Consider the following 18,240-nt stretch of genomic DNA (forward strand, 5'->3'; position numbering starts at 1 on the left):
CCCACCGCTCGCGCGGTCCCGGCGGCGCGAGCGCCGGACCGGGGGTCGGGCGGGACGCGCCGCCCTGCCGTCCAGCGTAGGGGGCGCCGCCGACGGCCGCGAGGGCGGGCGTCAGCCCCGCGCCCCGACCAGCTCCCGCAGCTCGGCGCGGGCGACGTTGGCGCCGAACGCCGGGGTGCCCGGCTGCAGCCGCGCGCCGGCGGCCAGCGCGCCCGCGACCACGGGGTCGAAGCCGAGCCGGTCGACGAGGTCGGCCACCTGCCGCACGTCGTCGGGCTCGTCCCCGGCGACCGCGATCGCCCGCCGGTCCGGCGCACCGGCCGGCCGGGCCCCGCCGTCGAGGTCGTGGTAGCCCATGTGGTTGAACGCCTTGACGACGCGCGACGCCGGGAGGAAGTCCTGCACCAGCTCGCTCGTCGAGGTGGCGGGCTCGGCGAGGTCCGCCCGGTGCCCGTCCACCTCCCACCAGTAGTTCATGGCGTCGAGCACGAGCTTCCCGGCCAGCGCGTCCGCCGGGACCGTGCGGTAGCGGCCGAGCGGGAGCGCGAGGACGACGACGTCGGCCTTCGCCGCGGCCTCCTGGGCGGTGACGGCCTGCGCGCCGGGGGCGAGCACCTCGACCGTGAGCGCGATCCGCTCCGGGTCGCCCGAGCCCGCGACGAGCACGCGGTACCTGGCCGCCGCGGCCAGTCGCGCCAGGACCGTCCCGACCTTCCCGGCGCCGAGGATGCCGATCGTCGTGGCCTCGGGTGAGGACGACGGTGCGGTCACGCGGCACCGTCCTGTGCGGCGTCGTTCTGCGCGGCGGTCTGCTCGGCGACCAGCTCGCGCACGCGGGGCACCACCTGGGTGCCGTACAGCTCGACGTTGCGCAGTCTGGCCTCGGCGGGCTGGGCGCCGGTGGTGTAGATCATGTCGAACCGGCCCACCCCGAGGGCGGTGACCGACGTCGCGATCTTGCGCGCGACGGTCTCCGGCGACCCGATGTACAGGGAGCCGTGCGCGATCTCGGCGTCGTACTCCTCCCGCCGGATCGGCGGCCACCCGCGGGACGCCCCGATGCGGTCGCGCTGGAGCTTGTAGTGGGGCCAGAAGACCTCGACGGCCTCCTCGTCGGTGTCGGCGACGAACCCGGGCGAGTGCATGCCCACCGGGTGCGTCGTCGTGCCGAGCTGGGCGGTGGCGCGGCGGTAGAGATCCACGTACGGCGCGAACCGCGCGGGCTCCCCGCCGATGATCGCGAGCATGAGGGGCAGGCCGTAGTGCGCGGCGCGGACCACGGACTGCGGGGAGCCGCCCACGCCGACCCACGTCGACAGGCGGCCGGACTCCGTCTTGGGGAAGACGTCAGCGTCGCGCAGCGCCGGCCGGGTGGTGCCGGACCAGGTGACCGGCTCCTCCTTCAGCAACTCGGTGAAGAGGTGGATCTTCTCGTCGAACAGCAGGTCGTAGTCCTGGAGGTCGTAGCCGAACAGCGGGAACGACTCGGTGAACGAGCCGCGCCCCAGGATCACCTCGGCGCGCCCGTCCGACAGGGCGTCGAGGGTGGCGAAGCGCTGGAACACCCGCACGGGGTCGTCGGACGACAGCACGGTCACGCCCGACGCCAGCCGGATGCGCTCGGTGCGGGACGCGATCGCGGCGAGCACGGTCTCGGGGGTCGAGATGGCGTATTCGGGCCGGTGGTGCTCGCCGAGCGCGACGACGTCGACGCCCACCTGGTCGGCCAGGACGGCCTCGTCGACGACCTGCCGGATCGCGGCGGCGTGCGAGACGAGCTCCCCGTCGGCGCCGACGGGGCGGTCGCCGAACGAGTCGAGCCCGAGCTGGAGCGTGGTCATGGTGTCCTCCCCGTGACGGTGTCGGTCGCCGGGGGTAACGTCAGAGTTGACGTGTCAATTCCCGAAGGGCTGGAGGGCGGCATGACGCAGGGCCGGGACGGGGCGCGGCGCTCGCCGACCCTCGACCAGCTGCGCACCTGGCGCGAGTTCGTCGAGACGACCGAGGCGCTCCGCTCGCGCCTGTCGTCTCGCTTGCAGGCCGAGTCGGGGCTGTCGTGGGCCGACTACGCGGTGCTCCTCGCGCTGCACGATGCCGACGGGGGCTGCCTGCGGTCCTCGGCGCTCGCGACGGCGGTGGGCTGGGAGCGCAGCCGGCTCTCGCACCACGTGGGCCGCATGGAGCGCCGCGGGCTCGTCGCGCGGCGGGGGAGCAGGGCGGCGGGAGTGGCGCTCACCGACGAGGGCGCCGCGTCCTTCCGCCGGGCGTCGGTCGGGCACCTGCGGGACGTGCGGCGCCTGTTCGTCGACGCGCTGAGCGACGACCAGCTCGCCGCGGCGGGAGAGATCGCCGTCGCGCTGCGCGCGTCGCTCGAGGGGGCGCCGGGCACACCGCCCGCGTGACGAGGCGCGCGTCGGTGGGCCGTGCCACGCTCGTCGCATGTCCACCACGTCCGGGCGCGCCCCGGTGACCCCTCTCGTCGACCTGCACGGCCGGTCGGCCTGGAGCGTGCTCCCGCCGCTCATCCTCGGCTTCTTCATGATCATGGTCGACACCACGATCGTGAACATCGCCATCCCCACGCTCACCGAGCAGTTCTCCGCCTCCCTCATCGAGGTCGGCTGGGTGAACAGCGCCTACCTGCTCTCCTACGCCGTGCTGATGCTCCTGGCCGGCCGGCTCGGCGACCGGTACGGGCAGAAGTCGGTGTTCATCGTCGGGCTCGTGGTGTTCACGACGTTCTCGTTCCTCTGCGGCTTCTCCGGCAACATCGGATCCGAGCCCGAGATCGGCTGGCTCATCGGCTTCCGTGTCCTGCAGGGCGTGGGCGCGGCGATGATGACCCCGCAGACGATGTCGATGATCACGCGCGTCTTCCCGCCCACCCAGCGCGGCGCGGCGATGGGCCTGTGGGGCGCGACGGCGGGCGTGGCGACGCTGGTCGGCCCGCTGCTCGGCGGCGTCTTCGTCGAGACGATCGGCTGGGAGTGGATCTTCTACGTCAACATCCCGGTGGGTGTCGCCGCGCTCTGGTTCTCGTTCGCGCGGCTGCCGCACCTCCCGTCGCACGGGACGACGATCGACCCGCTCGGCGTGGTGCTGTCGGTGGTGGGCCTCGCGGCCGTCGTCTTCGGCCTGCAGGAGGGCGAGAACTACGACTGGGGCCACATCTGGGGGCCGTTCTCGGTGTGGACGGTCGTGGGGCTGGGCGTGCTCGTCCTTGCCGGGTTCGTCTGGTGGCAGCACAAGCAGGGGCCGCGCGCGCTGCTCCCGCTGCGGCTGTTCCGCTCGCGCAACTTCTCGCTCGCCAACGTCGACGGCATGGTCGTGACGTTCGCGATGATCGGCATCTTCTTCCCGCTGACGATCTTCCTGCAGTCCATCCTCGGCCTGACGCCCATCAACGCGGCGCTGGTGATGATGCCGGGCTCGCTCGTGTCCGGGGTGGTGGCGCCGTTCGCGGGTCGGCTGTCCGACCGGGTGCCGGCCAAGTGGGTGGTCGCCGCGGGCTTCGCCGCGATCGCGGGGGCGGTGCTCTGGCTCTCCGCCGTGCTCGACCCCGACCTGTCCCCGTACGCGCTGCTGTGGCCGATGGCGCTGTTCGGCGTCGGGACCGGCCTCACGTTCTCGCCCCTGTCCAACCTGGCCACGTCGGGGCTCGACGCCCGCACGGCCGGCGCCGGGGCGGGCGCGTTCAACACCAACCGCCAGGTGGGCGGCGTCATCGGGTCGGCCGTCGTGGTGGCGGTGCTCTCGGCCCGCCTTGCGATCACCGTCCCGGCCGCCGCGCAGGACGTCGCGGCCCAGCTGCCGGAGCAGTACCGGCAGCCGTTCGTCGACGGGATCACGCAGGCCAGCGGCGGCCTCGGCACGACGGCGGTCGGCTCGGTCCAGCTGCCCGACGGCGTCCCGTCCTCGGTCGCGGAGCAGGTCGGTGCGGCGGCCCAGCAGGCGTTCTTCGCGGGCTTCGCCACCGCCGCCGGCCAGACGCTGCTGCTGGTGGGCGCCGTCCTGGTGATCGGCGTCGTGTGCGCGGCGGCGATGTCGCCCGTGCAGCACCGCGAGCACGAGACGGCCGAGGCGACGGCCTGACGGACCGCCGGTTCGTCCGGTGCGACGACGGCGCCGCCCCTCCGCGGCGGAGGGACGGCGCCGTCGTCGTGCCGGGCGGCAGCGCCGTCGTCAGGCGGAGATGTCCCCGCTGAAGTCGACGTCCCTGGTCTCCTTCTGCAGCCACAGCGCCACGAAGGTGACCGCGGCCATCACGGCGAGGTAGGCGCCCACGAGGACCGGGGAGCCGGCCTTCTCCCAGAGCCACACCGCGACGAACGGCGCCACGGCGGCGCCGAGGATCGACGCGAGGTTGTACGCCACCGACGCGCCCGTGTAGCGGACGTTCGCCGGGAACAGCTCGGGCAGCAGCGCCGCCATCGGGCCGAAGGTCAGGCCCATGAGCGTGAAGCCGAGGATGAGGAGGGTCTGGACGCCCACGGTGCCGCCGGCGAACAGCGGCACGAAGAGCAGGCCGAAGACGGCGATCGCCCCGGTGACGACCAGCAGCATGGGCCGGCGGCCGTACTTCTCCGCGAGCGGGCCCGACGCGAGCGTGAACAGGCCGAAGAAGACGCAGCCCACGATGAGCATCCAGAGGAAGTCGATCTTCTCGTAGCCCAGGCCGGCGGGGGAGCCGTCCGTGGGGTCCGTCGCGGCGATGCCGTAGTTCAGCGTGAACGTGGTCATCAGGTAGAAGAGCCCGTACGTGGCGACCATGATGAACGTGCCGGAGAGGACCTTGCGCCACGACGTGCGGAACACCTCGGCCACCGGCACCTTCGCGACGGCCTCCGCCTCGACGACCTTGGTGAAGGCGGGCGTCTCGATGAGCTTGAGCCGCACCCACAGGCCCACGATCACGAGGATCGAGCTGGCGAGGAACGGCACGCGCCAGCCCCACGACGTGAACTGCGCGTCGGTGAGGGTCTGCGAGAGGCCGATGAACACCAGGTTGGCGAGGATGAAGCCGATCGGGGCGCCCAGCTGCGGGAACGTGCCCCACACGGCGCGCTTGCCGGCCGGCGCGTTCTCCGTGGCCAGCAGGGCGGCGCCGCCCCACTCGCCGCCCAGACCGAGGCCCTGGCAGAAGCGGCACAGCACCAGCACGACGGGCGCGAGCACGGCCCAGCCCGGGTTGGTGGCGGCGGGGATGACGCCGATCACCACGGTCGCGATGCCCATGGTGAGCAGGGACGCCACGAGCGTCGTCTTGCGGCCCACCCGGTCGCCGAAGTGGCCGAAGAGGACGGACCCGACCGGCCGCGCGACGAACGCGACGCCGAACGCGGCGAACGACGCGAGCAGGGCCGTGGTGCCGTCCTGGTTCGGGAAGAACAGGGCCGGGAAGACGAGCGAGGCCGCGGTCGCGTACGCGTAGAAGTCGTAGAACTCGATGGACGTGCCGATGAGCGACGCGACGATGACGCGGCCGCGCGAGTTGACGGCCGGCGTCGGCGTGCTGGGGGCGCCCGACGTGACGGAGGTGGACATGGTCGGGGACGGTACGCCCGTGAGTCCGCATCATGAACACTTGTCTCGGGATACGGAATCGGCGGCCCTGCGAGGGGGTGCCCGGCGCGTGAAGGTGTGGTGAACGTGAGGATGGCTCTCCGGGCGCGTGTTGGCACCGCCGGGCCGGGCGGGGCAGGATCGACGGCGCGCTGGGACGACGGCAACCGACGACGCCCCGGGCACCACTGCACTCGTAACGACGGGACGAACACGACGACATGAACGATCTGCTGCACGTGAACGGCGGGACCCCGCTCGAGGGCACCATCACGGTGCGTGGGGCGAAGAACTTCGTCTCCAAGGCGATGGTCGCGTCCCTGCTGGGAGAGTCGGCGAGCGTGCTGCGGAACGTCCCGCAGATCCGCGACGTCGCGGTGGTCACGGGCCTGCTCGAGCTGCACGGCGTCAACGTCAAGGCGGACCCCGACGCGGGCATCCTCGACCTCGACCCGTCGAACGTGGAGTCCGCGCACGTGGCGGACATCGACGCCCACGCGGGCTCGTCCCGGATCCCGATCCTGTTCTGCGGCCCGCTGCTGCACCGGCTCGGCGAGGCGTTCATCCCCGACCTGGGCGGCTGCCGGATCGGCGACCGGCCGATCAACTACCACCTGGACATCCTGCGGCAGTTCGGCGCCGTCGTGGACAAGATGCCGAACGGCATCCAGCTCCGCGCCCCCCGCCGCCTGCAGGGCACCAAGATCTCGCTGCCGTACCCGTCCGTCGGCGCCACCGAGCAGCTCCTGCTCACGGCCGTGCGCGCGGAGGGCATCACCGAGCTCACCGGCGCGGCCATCGAGCCCGAGATCATGGACCTCATCGCCGTCCTGCAGAAGATGGGCGCGATCATCTCCGTCGACACCGACCGGGTGATCCGGATCGAGGGCGTGGACCGCCTCGAGGGCTACTCGCACACTGCGCTGAGCGACCGGATCGAGACGGCGTCCTGGGCGTCCGCGGCGCTGGCCACGGGCGGCGACGTGACGATCAAGGGCGCGACGCAGCCCGAGATGATGACGTTCCTCAACACGTTCCGGAAGGTGGGCGGCCGGTTCGACGTGGCCGAGGACGGCATCCGGTTCTGGCACCCGGGCGGGGACCTGGACTCCATCGTCCTGGAGACCGACGTGCACCCCGGCTTCATGACGGACTGGCAGCAGCCGCTCGTCGTCGCGCTGACCCAGGCGAAGGGCCTGTCGATCGTGCACGAGACGGTGTACGAGAACCGGTTCGGCTTCGCCGACGCGCTGCGCAAGATGGGCGCCACCATCCAGGTCTACAAGGAGTGCCTGGGCGGGCGGGACTGCCGGTTCGGGCAGCGCAACTTCCGGCACTCGGCCGTCATCTCCGGCCCGACGCCGCTGAGCGCGGCCGACATCGAGGTCCCCGACCTGCGCGGCGGGTTCTCCCACCTCATCGCGGCCCTGACCGCCAACGGCTCCTCGACCGTGCGTGGCATCAGCCTCATCGACCGCGGGTACGAGAACTTCCAGGAGAAGCTGGTCTCGCTCGGCGCCGACGTCACGCGGGGCTGACCTGACACGGCCGGCCGGCACGGGCGGGTAGGCTCTGAGCCCGTGCCGATCGCCCGACCTGACTCCCGTGGTTACCGCGCCGTCGCGCGGATCGTGCGGCCCCTGCTGTCCTCGATGATCCGCTACGACTGGGACGGCGGCGAGGAGAACCTGCCCCGCGAGGGCGGCTTCATCGCCGCGGCCAACCACGTCACGGAGTTCGACGCCCTCACGCTGGCGCACTACCTCTTCGACAAGGGGTTCGAGCCGCGGATCCTGGCCAAGCGCGGGTTGTTCACCGCGCCGCTGGTCGGCTCCGTGCTCCGCGCCACGCGGATGATCCCCGTCGACCGGGGCACGTCCGCGGCGGCGAGGTCGCTCGAGGACGCGGGCGCGCAGCTCGGGCACGGCGCGTGCGTCGCCATCCTGCCGGAGGGCACCCTCACCCGGGACCCGGACCTGTGGCCCATGGAGGGCAAGACCGGGCTCGCCCGGCTGGCGCTCGTGAGCCGCCTGCCGGTGATCCCCGTCGCCCAGTGGGGCGCGCACAAGACCCTGCCGCGGTACGGGCGGCTGCTGCGGCCGTGGCCGCGCAAGCCCGTGACGATCGTCGCCGGGCCGCCCGTGGACCTGTCCGACCTCTACGACCGTCCGCTCGACACGCTGGTGCTGCGCGAGGCCACCAACCGCGTCATGGACGCGATCACGGCGCAGCTCGCGGTGATCCGCGGCGAGACGCCGCCGGCCGCCCGCTTCGACCTGCGCAAGCACCCCGAGTACGAGAAGAAGCAGACCCACTACCCGCCCGTGGAGCGCCCTTGAGCAACGACCTGACCACCGAGCTGCCCATCGTCCCCCGAGCGGCGGCCCCGCGTCGGCGCGTCGCCGTGCTCGGCTCCGGATCGTGGGGCACGACGTTCGCGAAGGTGCTCGCCGACGCCGGGTGCGACGTCCGGCTGTGGGGGCGGGACGCCGCCGTGGCCCAGGAGGTCACGACGGCGCGGCGCAACGAGAAGTACCTGCCCGGCATCGAGCTGCCGGCGATGCTCGGCACCACCGACGCGGCCGTCGCGCTGGACGGGGCGGAGATCGTCGTGGTCGCCGTGCCGTCGCAGGTCGCGCGCGCCACGCTCGGCGCGCTCCGGGACCTCGTGGAGCCCGACGCCGTGATCGTCTCCCTCATGAAGGGCGTCGAGCTGAGCACCGACCAGCGCATGAGCGAGGTGATCGCCGAGTCGCTCGGCGTCCCGACGGCGCGCGTCACGGTCGTGTCCGGCCCGAACCTGGCCCGCGAGATCGCGGCGGAGCAGCCCACCGCGACGGTGGTCGCGGGCACCGACGAGGCGGCGACCCGCCTGGTGGCCGAGGCGTGCACCACGCCCTACTTCCGCCCCTACCTCAACAGCGACGTCACGGGCGTCGAGCTGTGCGGCGCCGTGAAGAACGTCATCGCGCTGGCCGTGGGCATGGCCCAGGGCCGCGGCTTCGGCGACAACACGACGGCGACGGTCATCACCCGGGGCCTGGTCGAGATCACGCGGCTCGGGCTCGCGCTCGGGGCCGACGCGGCGACGTTCGCGGGGCTCGCCGGCATGGGCGACCTCGTCGCCACCTGCGCCTCGCCGCTGTCGCGCAACCACACGGTGGGCCGCCGCATCGGCGAGGGCTGCACGCTCGAGGAGGCGGTCGCGGCCACGGGGACGACGGCGGAGGGCGCCAAGTCGTGCCGGTCCGTGCTCGACCTCGCGAGCAAGCACGGCGTCGACATGCCGATCACCGCCGGCGTCGTGGCGGTCCTGTACGACGGGCTGCCGGTGGAGGACATGGCCCGCGGCCTGCTCGCCCGGCCGCAGAAGTCCGAGGGCGTCGGCGCCTGACCCGCGCGGGCCCGGCGCCCGGCCAGGCCCCGCTCAGGCGCCGGCCGCGCGCAGGGCCTGGTCCAGGTCGGCCCAGAGGTCCTCGACGTCCTCGACGCCGACCGAGAGCCGCAGCAGGTCCTCGGGCACGGTGCGCGACTCGGTGGCGAAGCGGCGGCGCCGCTCCAGCGTGGACTCCACTCCGCCGAGCGAGGTGGCCGGGACCCAGAGCCGGACCGCCGCGACGACGGCGTCCGCCGCGGCGGGGCCGCCGTGGGGCCGCAGGCCGAGCACAGCGCCGAACCCGTTCATGAGGCCGGCGGCGCGCTCGTGCCCGGGGTCGCCGGGCAGCGAGGGGTGCCGCACCTCGGCGACGCCCGGGTGCTCGGCGAGGCGCCGGGCCAGCTCGGCGGCGCTGGCGTTCGCGCGCTCCACCCGCAGGTGCAGGGTGCGCAGGCCGCGCAGCGCGAGCCAGACCTCCATCGGCCCCGGGATCGCGCCGTGCATCGTCCGGTAGGCGCGCACGCCCGCCGCGATCTCGTCGTCGCGCGTCACGACCGCGCCGAGCACCACGTCCGAGTGCCCGGCCAGGTACTTGGTCACCGAGTGCACGACGACGTCCGCGCCGAGGTCCAGCGGGCGCTGGCCGAGCGGCGTCGCGAACGTGTTGTCCACGACCGAGCGCACCCCGCGCTCGCGCGCCGCCGCCAGGATCGCGGGCAGGTCCGCGACCTCGAGCATGGGGTTGGTGGGCGACTCGGCCAGCAGCACCGCGGCGCCGTCCAGGGCCGCGACCACCTGGTCCGTGTCCGCGACGTCCACGCGCCGCACCTCGACGCCGCGCGTGGCGGCGAGGTCGTCCAGGTAGCCGAGCGACACCTGGTAGGCGTGCCGCGGGACGACGACGGCTCCGCCCTCGGGCACGTGCCCGACCGCCGCGATCACGGCCGCCATGCCGGAGCCGAAGACGACGCCGTGGGTCGCGCCCTCCAGCGCCGCCAGGGCCTCCTCGAACGGGTGCCACGTCTCGGTGTCCATCCGGGTGTACAGCAGCTCGCCCGGGGCGGAGACGCCCTGGTTCACGTACGTGGAGCTCAGCACGACCGGCGGGTTCACCGGGCCGCCCTGCGTGCGCGGCGGACGCCCCGCGGTGACGGCGAGCGTGGCGGGGGACAGGGAGCCCTGGGGGTCGTGCGTCATGGCCGCAGGGTACGACGCCGACCCGCGCCGCCGTCGCCCCGTCCCACTGACAACTCGTGTCAGGCGGCGGGGCGCGGCTCCACGAGGCGGGCCAGCAGCTCGACGAGCAGCCGCTCGACGAGTGGTGCGGGCAGCGCTTCGACGAGCGCGAGCAGCGGCGCCATCGGCCCGACGCCGGGCGCCGCGTCGGGGTCGCCGCCGACGGCGCCCAGCCCGACGGCGTCGAGCAGCGCGGCGGCCGTCGCGGAGTCGAGGGGCGCGGCGGGGGCGTCGCCGGGCAGGAGGGCGGGCGGCAGCGCACCGAGCAGCGCGCCGGCGTCGGGCCGGGGGACGCCGCGGACCTCGTCGGCGGCGGCGCGCAGCACGGGCACCAGGTCGCCGAGCACGCCCTCGGTGACGGGGGTGACGGTGAGATGGGTGGTGTGCGGCAGGCGGGTGCCGTCGGCCTGGTCCATGCCGGGCTGGGCCTGGAGCGTCCAGCCGCGGGCGCCGACGGCGTCCGCCCAGACGTGCGGGTCGACGCGGCGGTCCGCGGGGACGGCGTCGTCGGCGGCGACGGCGAGCAGCGGCCCGACGGGGGAACCGACGACGCGCAGCCCGTCGATCTCGCCCACGGCGTCGTGCAGGGCGAGCGTGGCGCGCCGGGCGCGGCCGGCGAGCGTCGCGAGCCCGTCCGTCCCCAGGGCCTGAAGGATCGCCCAGGCGGCAGCCAGCGGGCCGCCGGACCGGGAGCCGAGCAGCGTCGGGTTGACCACGGGGTAGCCGGGCCAGCGGGTGGTGGCGAAGTACTGCGCGCGCTGCCGGTCGCGGTCGCGGTGCAGCAGCACGGAGGCGCCCTTCGGCGCGAAGGCGTACTTGTGCAGGTCGGCGCTCAGGCTGGTCACGCCCGGCACGCGCAGGTCCCACGCGGGCAGGCCGGGCCAGAACGGCAGCGCGAAGCCGCCGATGCACGCGTCGACGTGCACCGGCACCCCGGCGGCCGAGGCGAGGGCGGCGACGTCGGCCACCGGGTCGGCCGCGGCGTGCGGGTACGACGGCGCGGAGACGACCACGAGGGCGACGCCGTCGGCCCCGCCGGTGCCGTCGTGCAGGCGGGCGCCCAGCGCGGCCGCCTCGACCGCCCCGGTGCCGGGCTCGTCCGCGACGACGGGCACGAGGTCGAGCTCCAGCCCGTACAGGTGGGCGGCCTTCTGGAACGCGGCGTGCACCGTCACCGGGGCGAGCAGGCGCGGCCGGGCCTCGCCGGGCCGCAGCCCCCGGGCCGCGAGCCAGGTGTCGCGCGCCGACTGGACGGCGAGCAGGCAGCTCTCCGTGCCGCCGCTGGTCACCGTGCCTACGGTGTCGGCGTCGCCGCCCAGCAGGTCCCGCGCGAAGCCGACGACATCCCGCTCGAGCGCGGCCACGGAGCCGAACGTCGTCGGGTCGAGGCCGTTGACCGGCTGCATGGCGCGGACGGCGCCGGCGGCGAGCTCGTCGAGCTCCGGCACGCCCGGGTCGTAGACGTAGCTGAGCACCCGCCCGCCGTGGGTGGGGGCGTCCCGGTGCCGCAGCGCGGCCAGGGCGGCGAGCACCGCCTCCGGGGACTGCTCCAGGTCGAGGGCGGCGTCGGGCCGGGCGGGGCGGTTCACGGGGTCTCCTGGTGATCGGGGGTGCCGGGGGTGCCGGGGGTGCCGAGGTGGTCGGCGGGGCGGGCGGCGTCGATGTCACGGCGGCGCAGCGGGTAGCGGGCGAGCGGGAGCAGGCTGAGGGCCACGAGCGCCGCGGGCAGCACGCTGAACGCCGCGACGATGCCGAGGACGGCGGCGCCGGGCTGGTCGACCGACTGGCCGCCGGTCGACTCGACGTAGCCGGTGACGGCGAGGACGACGGTCAGCAGGGTGGTGCCGAGCGCCATGCCCGTGGTCTCGCCCGCCGTCCAGACGCCGCCGAACGCGCCGGCGCGGTCGGCGCCGGTGGTGCGGGCGTCGTGCGCGATGACGTCGGGCAGCATCGCCATCGGCAGGGACTGCATGCCTGCGTACGCGGCGCCGGCGAGCGCCACCGGCGCGTACACCCAGGCGCCGGGCGCCCAGGCCAGCGGCAGCAGGGCGAGCGCCGCGACGGCGAACAGCCCGGACGCGAGCCGGAACGTGCGCTCCTTGCCGACCCGGCGGGCGAGCGCGCCCCACGCCGGCGTCACGACCAGCGCCGGCCCGACCAGGGCCACGAACAGGAAGGTCACCGCGGCGGTGTCGCGCAGCACCCAGGTGGCGACGTACTGGGCGCCCGCGAGCATCGCGCCGGTGGCGAGCGCCTGCAGCACGAACGTGCCGAGCAGCGTGCGGAACGGGCGGCTGGCGCGCAGCAGCCCGAGCCCCTCGCGGTAGTGGGCGGCGAGCCGGGTACGGGCCGGGACCGGGCGCAGCGGCGCGGGCGGGCCGGCGGACTTCTCGACGGTCGAGGAGACGAGCAGCGCCGCGCCGAGCACCAGCCCGGCCGCCACGGCCATGACCAGGTAGCCGAGCCGCTCGTCGTCGCCCCCGAGGCCGCGCAGCGCGGGGCCGCCACCGCCGAACAGCAGGATGGCGGCGGTGAGCACCACGACCCGCGCGGTGAGCAGGCGGGTGCGGGCGTCGTAGGTGTCCGCGAGCTCCGCCGGCAGGGCGATGTACGGCACCTGGAACAGGCTGAAGGCCGTCGCCGCCGCGAGGAACGCGAGCAGCACCCAGACCGCGCCCGCCGCCGGGGCGAGGCCGGCCGGGACGGCGAAGGTGAGCACGAAGAACACGGGCAGGGCGACGCCGCCGGCCACCATGAGCCGGCGACGGCGACCGGTGCGGGCGCGCTCCCGGTCGCTGGCCGCGCCGATCACAGGGTCGATGATCACGTCCCACACCTTGGCCGCGGTGACGAGCAGGCCCGCGAGGGCGGCCGTCACGCCGAGGGTGTCCGTGAGGTAGAAGACGAGGACGAGCCCGGGCAGCGTCGCGAACCCGCCGGTGCCGACGGACCCGACGGCATACCGGGCGACCGTGCCCCTGCGCAGCGTCATGAGCGGGGATCGTAGCGCTCCCGCGGGAATGATCCGGACGCCGTCGGGCTTGTGCGACCTGTGACCCAGACGACTCACTCCGCCCCGGCCGGCCGCGCGCTCGGCTCCCTCGATCTCGACGCGGCGCCCCTGGTGCTCGGCGGCAACGTGTTCGGCTGGACGGCCGACGACGCGGCGTCCTTCGCCGTGCTCGACGCGTTCGCCGACGCCGGCGGCCGCATGGTCGACACCGCGGACGGCTACTCGGCGTGGGTGCCGGGCAACTCGGGTGGCGAGAGCGAGGCGACGATCGGGCGCTGGCTCGCCCGCGCCGGTCGCCGCGACGACGTGCTGGTCGCGACCAAGGTCTCCACGCACCCGCAGTTCCGCGGGCTGGCCGCGACGAACGTCCGGGCCGCGGCGGAGGCGTCGCTGAAGCGGCTCGGCACCGACCGCATCGACCTGTACTACGCGCACTTCGACGACGCCGAGACGCCGATCGCCGAGACCGCCGCCGCGTTCTCCGCGCTCGTCGACGACGGCCTCGTGCGGGAGATCGGCGTCTCCAACTACACGCCGGAGCGGGTCGACGAGTGGTTCGCCGCCGTCGAGGAGGGCGGCCTGCACCGGCCCGTCGCGCTGCAGCCGCACTACAACCTCGTGGAGCGGGGCTTCGAGGACGGGCTGCGCCAGGCCGCGGAGCGGCACGGCCTGGGCGTGCTGCCGTATTACGCACTCGCGTCGGGGTTCCTCGCCGGCACGTACCGCGACGGCGAGACGCCGGACAGCCCCCGCGCCCAGGGCGCCGCGCGCTACCTCGACGACCGCGGTCGCCGCGTGCTGGCCGCCCTCGACGACGTCGCCGCCGCCCACGGCGTGCCCGTCGCCTCCGTGTCGCTGGCGTGGCTGCGCCAGCAGCCCACCGTCGTCGCGCCCATCGCCAGCGCTCGCCGCACCGGTCAGCTCGACGACCTGCTGCGCTCGATGACGCTGGAGCTCACCGCGGACGAGCTCGCCCGGCTCGACGGCGCCTCGTCCTGACCCCGGAGCTGTCAGGGCCACGGTGACGTATACCTGCGTGTGGCCCTGACAGCTCGGGAGGCGGGTCAGTCCTCCAGCGGCCCGAGGATCGCCTGCGCGACGGTGGAGTGCGCGGACTCGTCGTCGGACGGGTGGAAGATGCCGGCCAGCACGTCGCGGTAGAGGCGCCCCAACTCGGAGCGGTTGAAGTACGTGGACCCGCCGGAGCAGCGGATGGCCTCGTCCACGACCTCGCGGGCCGTCTCGGTGACGCGCACCTTGAGCCCCGCCGTCGAGCGGAAGAACCCGGCGCCTGATCCGGACCGCACGTCGACCTGGGCGTCGACCTCCCCGGCCACCATGTCCAGCTGCGGCCACAGGCCGTCCAGGGCGAGCGCGGCGGTGCCGATGCGCCAGCGGATGTCGGGGTCCTGCGAGTACGCCTTGCCCGTCTTCATCGACCGGCGCTTGTTCACCGCCTGGACGGCGAGCGCCAGCGCGCGGTCCGCGATGCCGAGGTAAACGGACGCGAGCAGGATCTCGAAGCTGGTGAAGATGCCGAGCACGTACGGGTCCAGGCTCGGGCCGGGCGCGATGCGCCGCAGCACGCGGTCGGCGGGGGCGTGGGCGCCGTCCAGCACGGTGGTGCAGGACTGCGACGCGCGCATGCCGAGCGTGTCCCAGTCGTCCTTGATCTCGAAGCCGCCGCCGTCGCGGGTGACGAAGGCGTGCACGATGCGTGGGTCGTCGGGGTCGGTCGTGTCGTCCAGCCCCATGACGCCGAGGCGGGTCCAGCCGGGGGAGTTGGACGTGAAGATCTTGGTGCCGTGGAAGGAGTACCCGCCGTCGCCGTCGGGGCGCGCCTCGGTGCGCGAGCCCAGCAGCACGAGGTCGTTGCCCGCCTCGGAGTAGCCGAAGCCGAAGACCTCGCCGCGCGCCGTCTCCTCGAGCAGCCAGTCGAGGGAGCGGTCGCCGCGCTCGTGCAGGAACCGGGCGACGCCCACCCACACGTGGTGCATGTTCACCGCGAGCGCGGTCGCGGGCGCGGCGCCCGCGAGCCGGGCCTGCTCGCGCGCGGCCTCCCGCAGCGTGAGCCCGGCGCCGCCGAGGTGCTCGGGCACCATCGCCGCGAGGTAGCCCGCGGCCTTGAGGTCCGCGAGGTCGTCGGCGAAGAACGTGTTCTCGCGGTCGTGCGTCGCCGCCCGGCCGCGGATGGTCTCCAGCAGCTCGTCGGTGAGGATCTGTCGGGGGGTCGAGAACGGCGACGGCGCGTCGGACGGTGAGGGCGCAGGCATGCCCTCACCGTACGACGCGCCGTCACCCGGCTGCGCGCGATCAGCCGCCCGCGGGCACGGGCTCCGGCAGGAGGCGGTGCAGCACGTCGGCGAGGGTGATCACGCCGAGCGTGCGGCCGTCGCGGTGGACCAGGGCGAGCTGCTCGCCCGCCTCGCGCAGCAGCGCGATGGCCGCGTGCACGGTGGTCGACGCGTCCAGCACGAAGGGCTCCCGGGCGATGGGCGCGACGGGGGCGGCGTCGTCGAGCAGCAGCGTGTCGCGCACGTGCACGACACCGGTCACCCCGCCGTCGTCCCCTGCGTCGTGCCCGGAGCCCGACCGCAGCAAGATGCGCAGGTGGCCCGACGTGACGGACGCGGCCCGCACGTCCGCGGCCGTGGCACCGGCGGGCACCGCCGTGGGCCGCGATCCCGGGGCCACGAGCGTGTCGACGGTGAGGGCCTGGAGCTCCAGCGCGCCGGAGATCTGCGAGGAGTACGCCGCGTCGAGCGCCCCGACGTTCGCGGAGTGCTCCACCAGGTGGCGCAGCGTGGTCGGGTCGTGCCCGGCCTCGATGTGGTCGACCGGCTCCACGCCGACGGCACGCAGGCACCGGTTGGCGAGGGCGTTGAGCCAGCGCAGCACGGGGCGCGTGAGCCACATGAACCCGCGCATCGGCAGCGCGAGCAGGGTGGCCGACGTCTCGGGGTGCGCGATGGCCCACGACTTGGGCGCCATCTCGCCCACGACGAGGTGCAGGAACGTGACGATGACCAGGGCGAGCACGAAGCCCGCGACGTCGGCCACCCAGTACGGCGCGCCCCAGCCCGCGAAGAGCGGGGTGAGCCAGTGGTGCACCGCCGGCTTGGTCACGGCGCCGAGGGCCAGGGTGCAGGCGGTGATCCCGAGCTGCGAGCCTGCGAGCAGCAGCGTCAGCTCGGACGAGCTGCGCAGCGCGGCGCGCGCCGACCGGCTGGTGGGCGCGGCGTCCTCGAGCCGGTGGCGGCGCGCCCCGAGCAGGGCGAACTCCACGGCCACGAAGAACGCGCTGAGCGCGATGATGACGACGGTCGCGGCGAGGACGACCCAGGGGTCGCTCATCGGTCCTCCTCCTTCGTGGTGCGGGTCGAGGTGGCGGTCGCGGCGTCCGGCGCAGCATCACCGGTGGCCTCGACCAGGCGCACGCGCACCAGGTGCGGCACGTGCCGCTCGACGGCGAGCACCTCCGCCTCGATGCGCCGGGAGACGGGCTCGTCGTGCGCGAGGTCGGCAGGGTCGGGCGGCAGCTCCACCGTGACGGCGTCGCCCGCGCGGGGCAGCGAGCCGAGCTGTGCGATGAGCAGCCCGGCGAGCGTCTCGTGGTCCCCGCGCGGCAGGTCGTGCCCGAGGGCCCGCTCCGCCTCGTCGAGGTGCACGTCGCCGCCCATCACCCAGGTGTCGTCGGCCTCGGCCGTGACGGTGGCCGTCTCGTCGTCGTCGTGCTCGTCGGTGATCTCGCCGACGAGCTCCTCCGCGAGGTCCTCGAGGGTGAGGACGCCCGCGAGGCCGCCGTACTCGTCGACGACGACGGCGAGCTGGTTGCGCGAGCGCGTCAGCTCCGTCAGGGCCGCGGGCAGCGGCATCAGCGTGGGCAGCACGGTGACCGGGCGCATCAGCTCGGTCACGGGCGCGTCGTCCGCCAGCGGCGTGCGCAGCAGGTCGGTGAGCTGCACGACGCCGATCGCCTGGTCCTCGCCGTCCACGACCGGGTAGCGGGAGTGGCCGCCGGCCATGAGGGTGCGCAGCTCGCCCACCGTGAGCCCGGGCTCGACGGTCCCGACGCGCGAGCGCGGGATCATCGCGTGGCGCGCGTCGTGCTGCGGGAAGTCGAGGATGCGGTCCAGCAGCATCGACAGGTCGTCGGGCAGGTCGCCGCTGTCGCGGGAGTCCGCGACGATGTGCTCGAGGTCGCGGGCCGTGGCGGAGTGCTCGACGTCGTGCACCGGCTCGATGCGCAGCAGCTTCAGCAACGCGTTCGACGCCTTGTCGAACACGGCGATGAGCCAGCCGAGCACCGTGAGGTAGGCCGTCGTCGAACCCGCCAGGCGCAGCGCCGTCGGCTCGGGCCGGGCGATGGCGAGGTTCTTCGGGAACAGCTCGCCGAACAGCATCTGCACCAGCGTCGAGACGACGAGCGCCGCGACGGTCCCGACGGCCACGCCGACACCGGTCGGGACGCCGACGCCGCCCAGCAGCGTGCCGAGCGCGTCGCCCACCAGCGGCTCGGCGACGTAGCCGACCAGCAGGCCGGTCACAGTGATGCCGAGCTGGGCGCCCGAGAGCACGAACGACGTGCGTCTCGTGACGGCGAGGGCGCGCTGCGCGGTCGCGTCACCGGCCTCCGCGCGGGCGGCGAGCCGGGAGCGGTCCACGGTCATGTAGGCGAACTCCTGGGCGACGAAGTACGCCGTCGCCGCGGTGATCACGAGGATCACCAGGAGGCCGAGGAGGAGCGAGAGGACGGCGGTCATCGGACGCGCACCGCCTCACGCCCGAGGGGGGCAGGGAGCTGCGGGGAGCCCGGACTATGGCTGGGGTCGTCGGCGGGCGCGGCGGCCTCGTCGGCCGCGGGCGCCGTGACGGCTTCCGTCGTGAGGGTGATGTCCACGAACGCCCCAACGCGAGCGTCGCGCGATCGGTTCCCGGCGCTACGCTCCGGTGGCACACGGTCGACGAGGACCGTGCCGCACGAAGGGACCGCCATGCCCGACACCAGCGCAGCCCGCCCCGCAGCCAGCCCCGCCACCGGCCCGGCAGACGA

The 18,240-nt window shown here is 74.6% G+C and carries 15 protein-coding genes; 6 read left to right on the forward strand and 9 right to left on the reverse strand.

Going from position 1 to position 18,240, the window contains the following annotated elements; all coding sequences use genetic code 11:
- Positions 1 to 111: 111 nt before the first annotated feature.
- Entirely contained in the window at positions 112 to 771 is a 660-nt protein-coding gene (locus ACWF41_RS13915) for an NADPH-dependent F420 reductase (RefSeq protein ID WP_380315037.1), read from the reverse strand.
- The gene (locus ACWF41_RS13920; RefSeq protein WP_380315033.1) at positions 768 to 1,841 is read right to left on the reverse strand and encodes an LLM class flavin-dependent oxidoreductase; all 1,074 of its coding nucleotides are present in this window, start codon (positions 1,839 to 1,841) and stop codon (positions 768 to 770) included. The genes ACWF41_RS13915 and ACWF41_RS13920 overlap by 4 nt, the downstream gene beginning before the upstream one ends.
- Positions 1,842 to 1,892: 51 nt before the next feature.
- Here ACWF41_RS13920 and ACWF41_RS13925 point away from each other — a divergent pair, with 51 nt between their 5' ends.
- Positions 1,893 to 2,402, forward strand: coding sequence for a MarR family winged helix-turn-helix transcriptional regulator (locus ACWF41_RS13925; protein WP_380315030.1), 510 nt, complete (start codon positions 1,893 to 1,895; stop codon positions 2,400 to 2,402).
- 37 nt (positions 2,403 to 2,439) lie between these two features.
- The gene (locus ACWF41_RS13930) at positions 2,440 to 4,092 is read left to right on the forward strand and encodes a DHA2 family efflux MFS transporter permease subunit (protein ID WP_380315027.1); all 1,653 of its coding nucleotides are present in this window, start codon (positions 2,440 to 2,442) and stop codon (positions 4,090 to 4,092) included.
- A gap of 90 nt (positions 4,093 to 4,182) precedes the next feature.
- Here ACWF41_RS13930 and ACWF41_RS13935 read toward each other — a convergent pair whose 3' ends face one another.
- A complete protein-coding gene (locus ACWF41_RS13935) occupies positions 4,183 to 5,544 on the reverse strand; it encodes an MFS transporter (RefSeq protein WP_380315024.1) in 1,362 nt (453 codons plus the stop codon).
- Between the two features lie 239 nt (positions 5,545 to 5,783).
- On the opposite strand from ACWF41_RS13935, the gene murA reads away from it, so the two are divergent.
- The 3 genes from murA to ACWF41_RS13950 are packed head-to-tail and all read left to right on the forward strand — an operon-like array spanning position 5,784 to position 8,956.
- Entirely contained in the window at positions 5,784 to 7,100 is a 1,317-nt protein-coding gene (murA, locus tag ACWF41_RS13940; RefSeq protein WP_380315021.1) for a UDP-N-acetylglucosamine 1-carboxyvinyltransferase, read from the forward strand.
- 42 nt (positions 7,101 to 7,142) lie between these two features.
- Positions 7,143 to 7,901: a lysophospholipid acyltransferase family protein gene (locus tag ACWF41_RS13945; protein ID WP_380315018.1), complete on the forward strand. Its 759-nt coding sequence runs from the start codon at positions 7,143 to 7,145 to the stop codon at positions 7,899 to 7,901.
- Complete coding sequence (locus tag ACWF41_RS13950) at positions 7,898 to 8,956, forward strand: NAD(P)H-dependent glycerol-3-phosphate dehydrogenase (RefSeq protein ID WP_380315015.1); 1,059 nt, start codon at positions 7,898 to 7,900, stop codon at positions 8,954 to 8,956. Before ACWF41_RS13945 ends, ACWF41_RS13950 begins: the two co-directional genes overlap by 4 nt.
- Before the next feature lie 33 nt (positions 8,957 to 8,989).
- Here ACWF41_RS13950 and ACWF41_RS13955 read toward each other — a convergent pair whose 3' ends face one another.
- Genes ACWF41_RS13955 through ACWF41_RS13965 form a run of 3 tightly spaced genes read right to left on the reverse strand, consistent with a single transcriptional unit; the run spans position 8,990 to position 13,166 of the window.
- Positions 8,990 to 10,135 (reverse strand): trans-sulfuration enzyme family protein, encoded by a 1,146-nt coding sequence (locus ACWF41_RS13955; protein ID WP_380315012.1) that lies wholly within the window; start codon positions 10,133 to 10,135, stop codon positions 8,990 to 8,992.
- Positions 10,136 to 10,194: 59 nt separating this feature from the next.
- A complete protein-coding gene (locus ACWF41_RS13960; RefSeq protein WP_380315009.1) occupies positions 10,195 to 11,763 on the reverse strand; it encodes a pyridoxal phosphate-dependent decarboxylase family protein in 1,569 nt (522 codons plus the stop codon).
- Positions 11,760 to 13,166, reverse strand: a complete 1,407-nt coding sequence (locus ACWF41_RS13965; protein ID WP_380315006.1) for an MFS transporter — start codon at positions 13,164 to 13,166, stop codon at positions 11,760 to 11,762. Before ACWF41_RS13965 ends, ACWF41_RS13960 begins: the two co-directional genes overlap by 4 nt.
- 60 nt (positions 13,167 to 13,226) lie before the next feature.
- Here ACWF41_RS13965 and ACWF41_RS13970 point away from each other — a divergent pair, with 60 nt between their 5' ends.
- Entirely contained in the window at positions 13,227 to 14,186 is a 960-nt protein-coding gene (locus ACWF41_RS13970; protein ID WP_380315003.1) for an aldo/keto reductase, read from the forward strand.
- Between the two features lie 65 nt (positions 14,187 to 14,251).
- On the opposite strand, the gene ACWF41_RS13975 is transcribed toward ACWF41_RS13970, so the two are convergent.
- Genes ACWF41_RS13975 through ACWF41_RS13985 form a run of 3 tightly spaced genes read right to left on the reverse strand, consistent with a single transcriptional unit; the run spans position 14,252 to position 17,950 of the window.
- Positions 14,252 to 15,460: an acyl-CoA dehydrogenase family protein gene (locus ACWF41_RS13975; protein ID WP_380315000.1), complete on the reverse strand. Its 1,209-nt coding sequence runs from the start codon at positions 15,458 to 15,460 to the stop codon at positions 14,252 to 14,254.
- Between the two features lie 40 nt (positions 15,461 to 15,500).
- Complete coding sequence (locus tag ACWF41_RS13980; protein WP_380314997.1) at positions 15,501 to 16,541, reverse strand: hemolysin family protein; 1,041 nt, start codon at positions 16,539 to 16,541, stop codon at positions 15,501 to 15,503.
- A complete protein-coding gene (locus ACWF41_RS13985; protein ID WP_380314994.1) occupies positions 16,538 to 17,950 on the reverse strand; it encodes a hemolysin family protein in 1,413 nt (470 codons plus the stop codon). The genes ACWF41_RS13980 and ACWF41_RS13985 overlap by 4 nt, the downstream gene beginning before the upstream one ends.
- Positions 17,951 to 18,240: the final 290 nt, after the last annotated feature.

The organism is Isoptericola sp. NPDC055063 (assembly GCF_053608125.1).

Excerpts from the sequence above, each read along its gene's own strand:
- ACWF41_RS13920 (WP_380315033.1), bottom strand. The coding sequence starts at position 1,841 with ATGACCACGCTCCAGCTCGGGCTCGACTCGTTCGGCGACCGCCCCGTC.
- ACWF41_RS13930 (WP_380315027.1), top strand. The coding sequence starts at position 2,440 with ATGTCCACCACGTCCGGGCGCGCCCCGGTGACCCCTCTCGTCGACCTG.
- ACWF41_RS13935 (WP_380315024.1), bottom strand. The coding sequence starts at position 5,544 with ATGTCCACCTCCGTCACGTCGGGCGCCCCCAGCACGCCGACGCCGGCC.
- murA (WP_380315021.1), top strand. The coding sequence starts at position 5,784 with ATGAACGATCTGCTGCACGTGAACGGCGGGACCCCGCTCGAGGGCACC.
- ACWF41_RS13955 (WP_380315012.1), bottom strand. The coding sequence starts at position 10,135 with ATGACGCACGACCCCCAGGGCTCCCTGTCCCCCGCCACGCTCGCCGTC.
- ACWF41_RS13965 (WP_380315006.1), bottom strand. The coding sequence starts at position 13,166 with ATGACGCTGCGCAGGGGCACGGTCGCCCGGTATGCCGTCGGGTCCGTC.
- ACWF41_RS13975 (WP_380315000.1), bottom strand. The coding sequence starts at position 15,460 with ATGCCTGCGCCCTCACCGTCCGACGCGCCGTCGCCGTTCTCGACCCCC.
- ACWF41_RS13980 (WP_380314997.1), bottom strand. The coding sequence starts at position 16,541 with ATGAGCGACCCCTGGGTCGTCCTCGCCGCGACCGTCGTCATCATCGCG.
- ACWF41_RS13985 (WP_380314994.1), bottom strand. The coding sequence starts at position 17,950 with ATGACCGCCGTCCTCTCGCTCCTCCTCGGCCTCCTGGTGATCCTCGTG.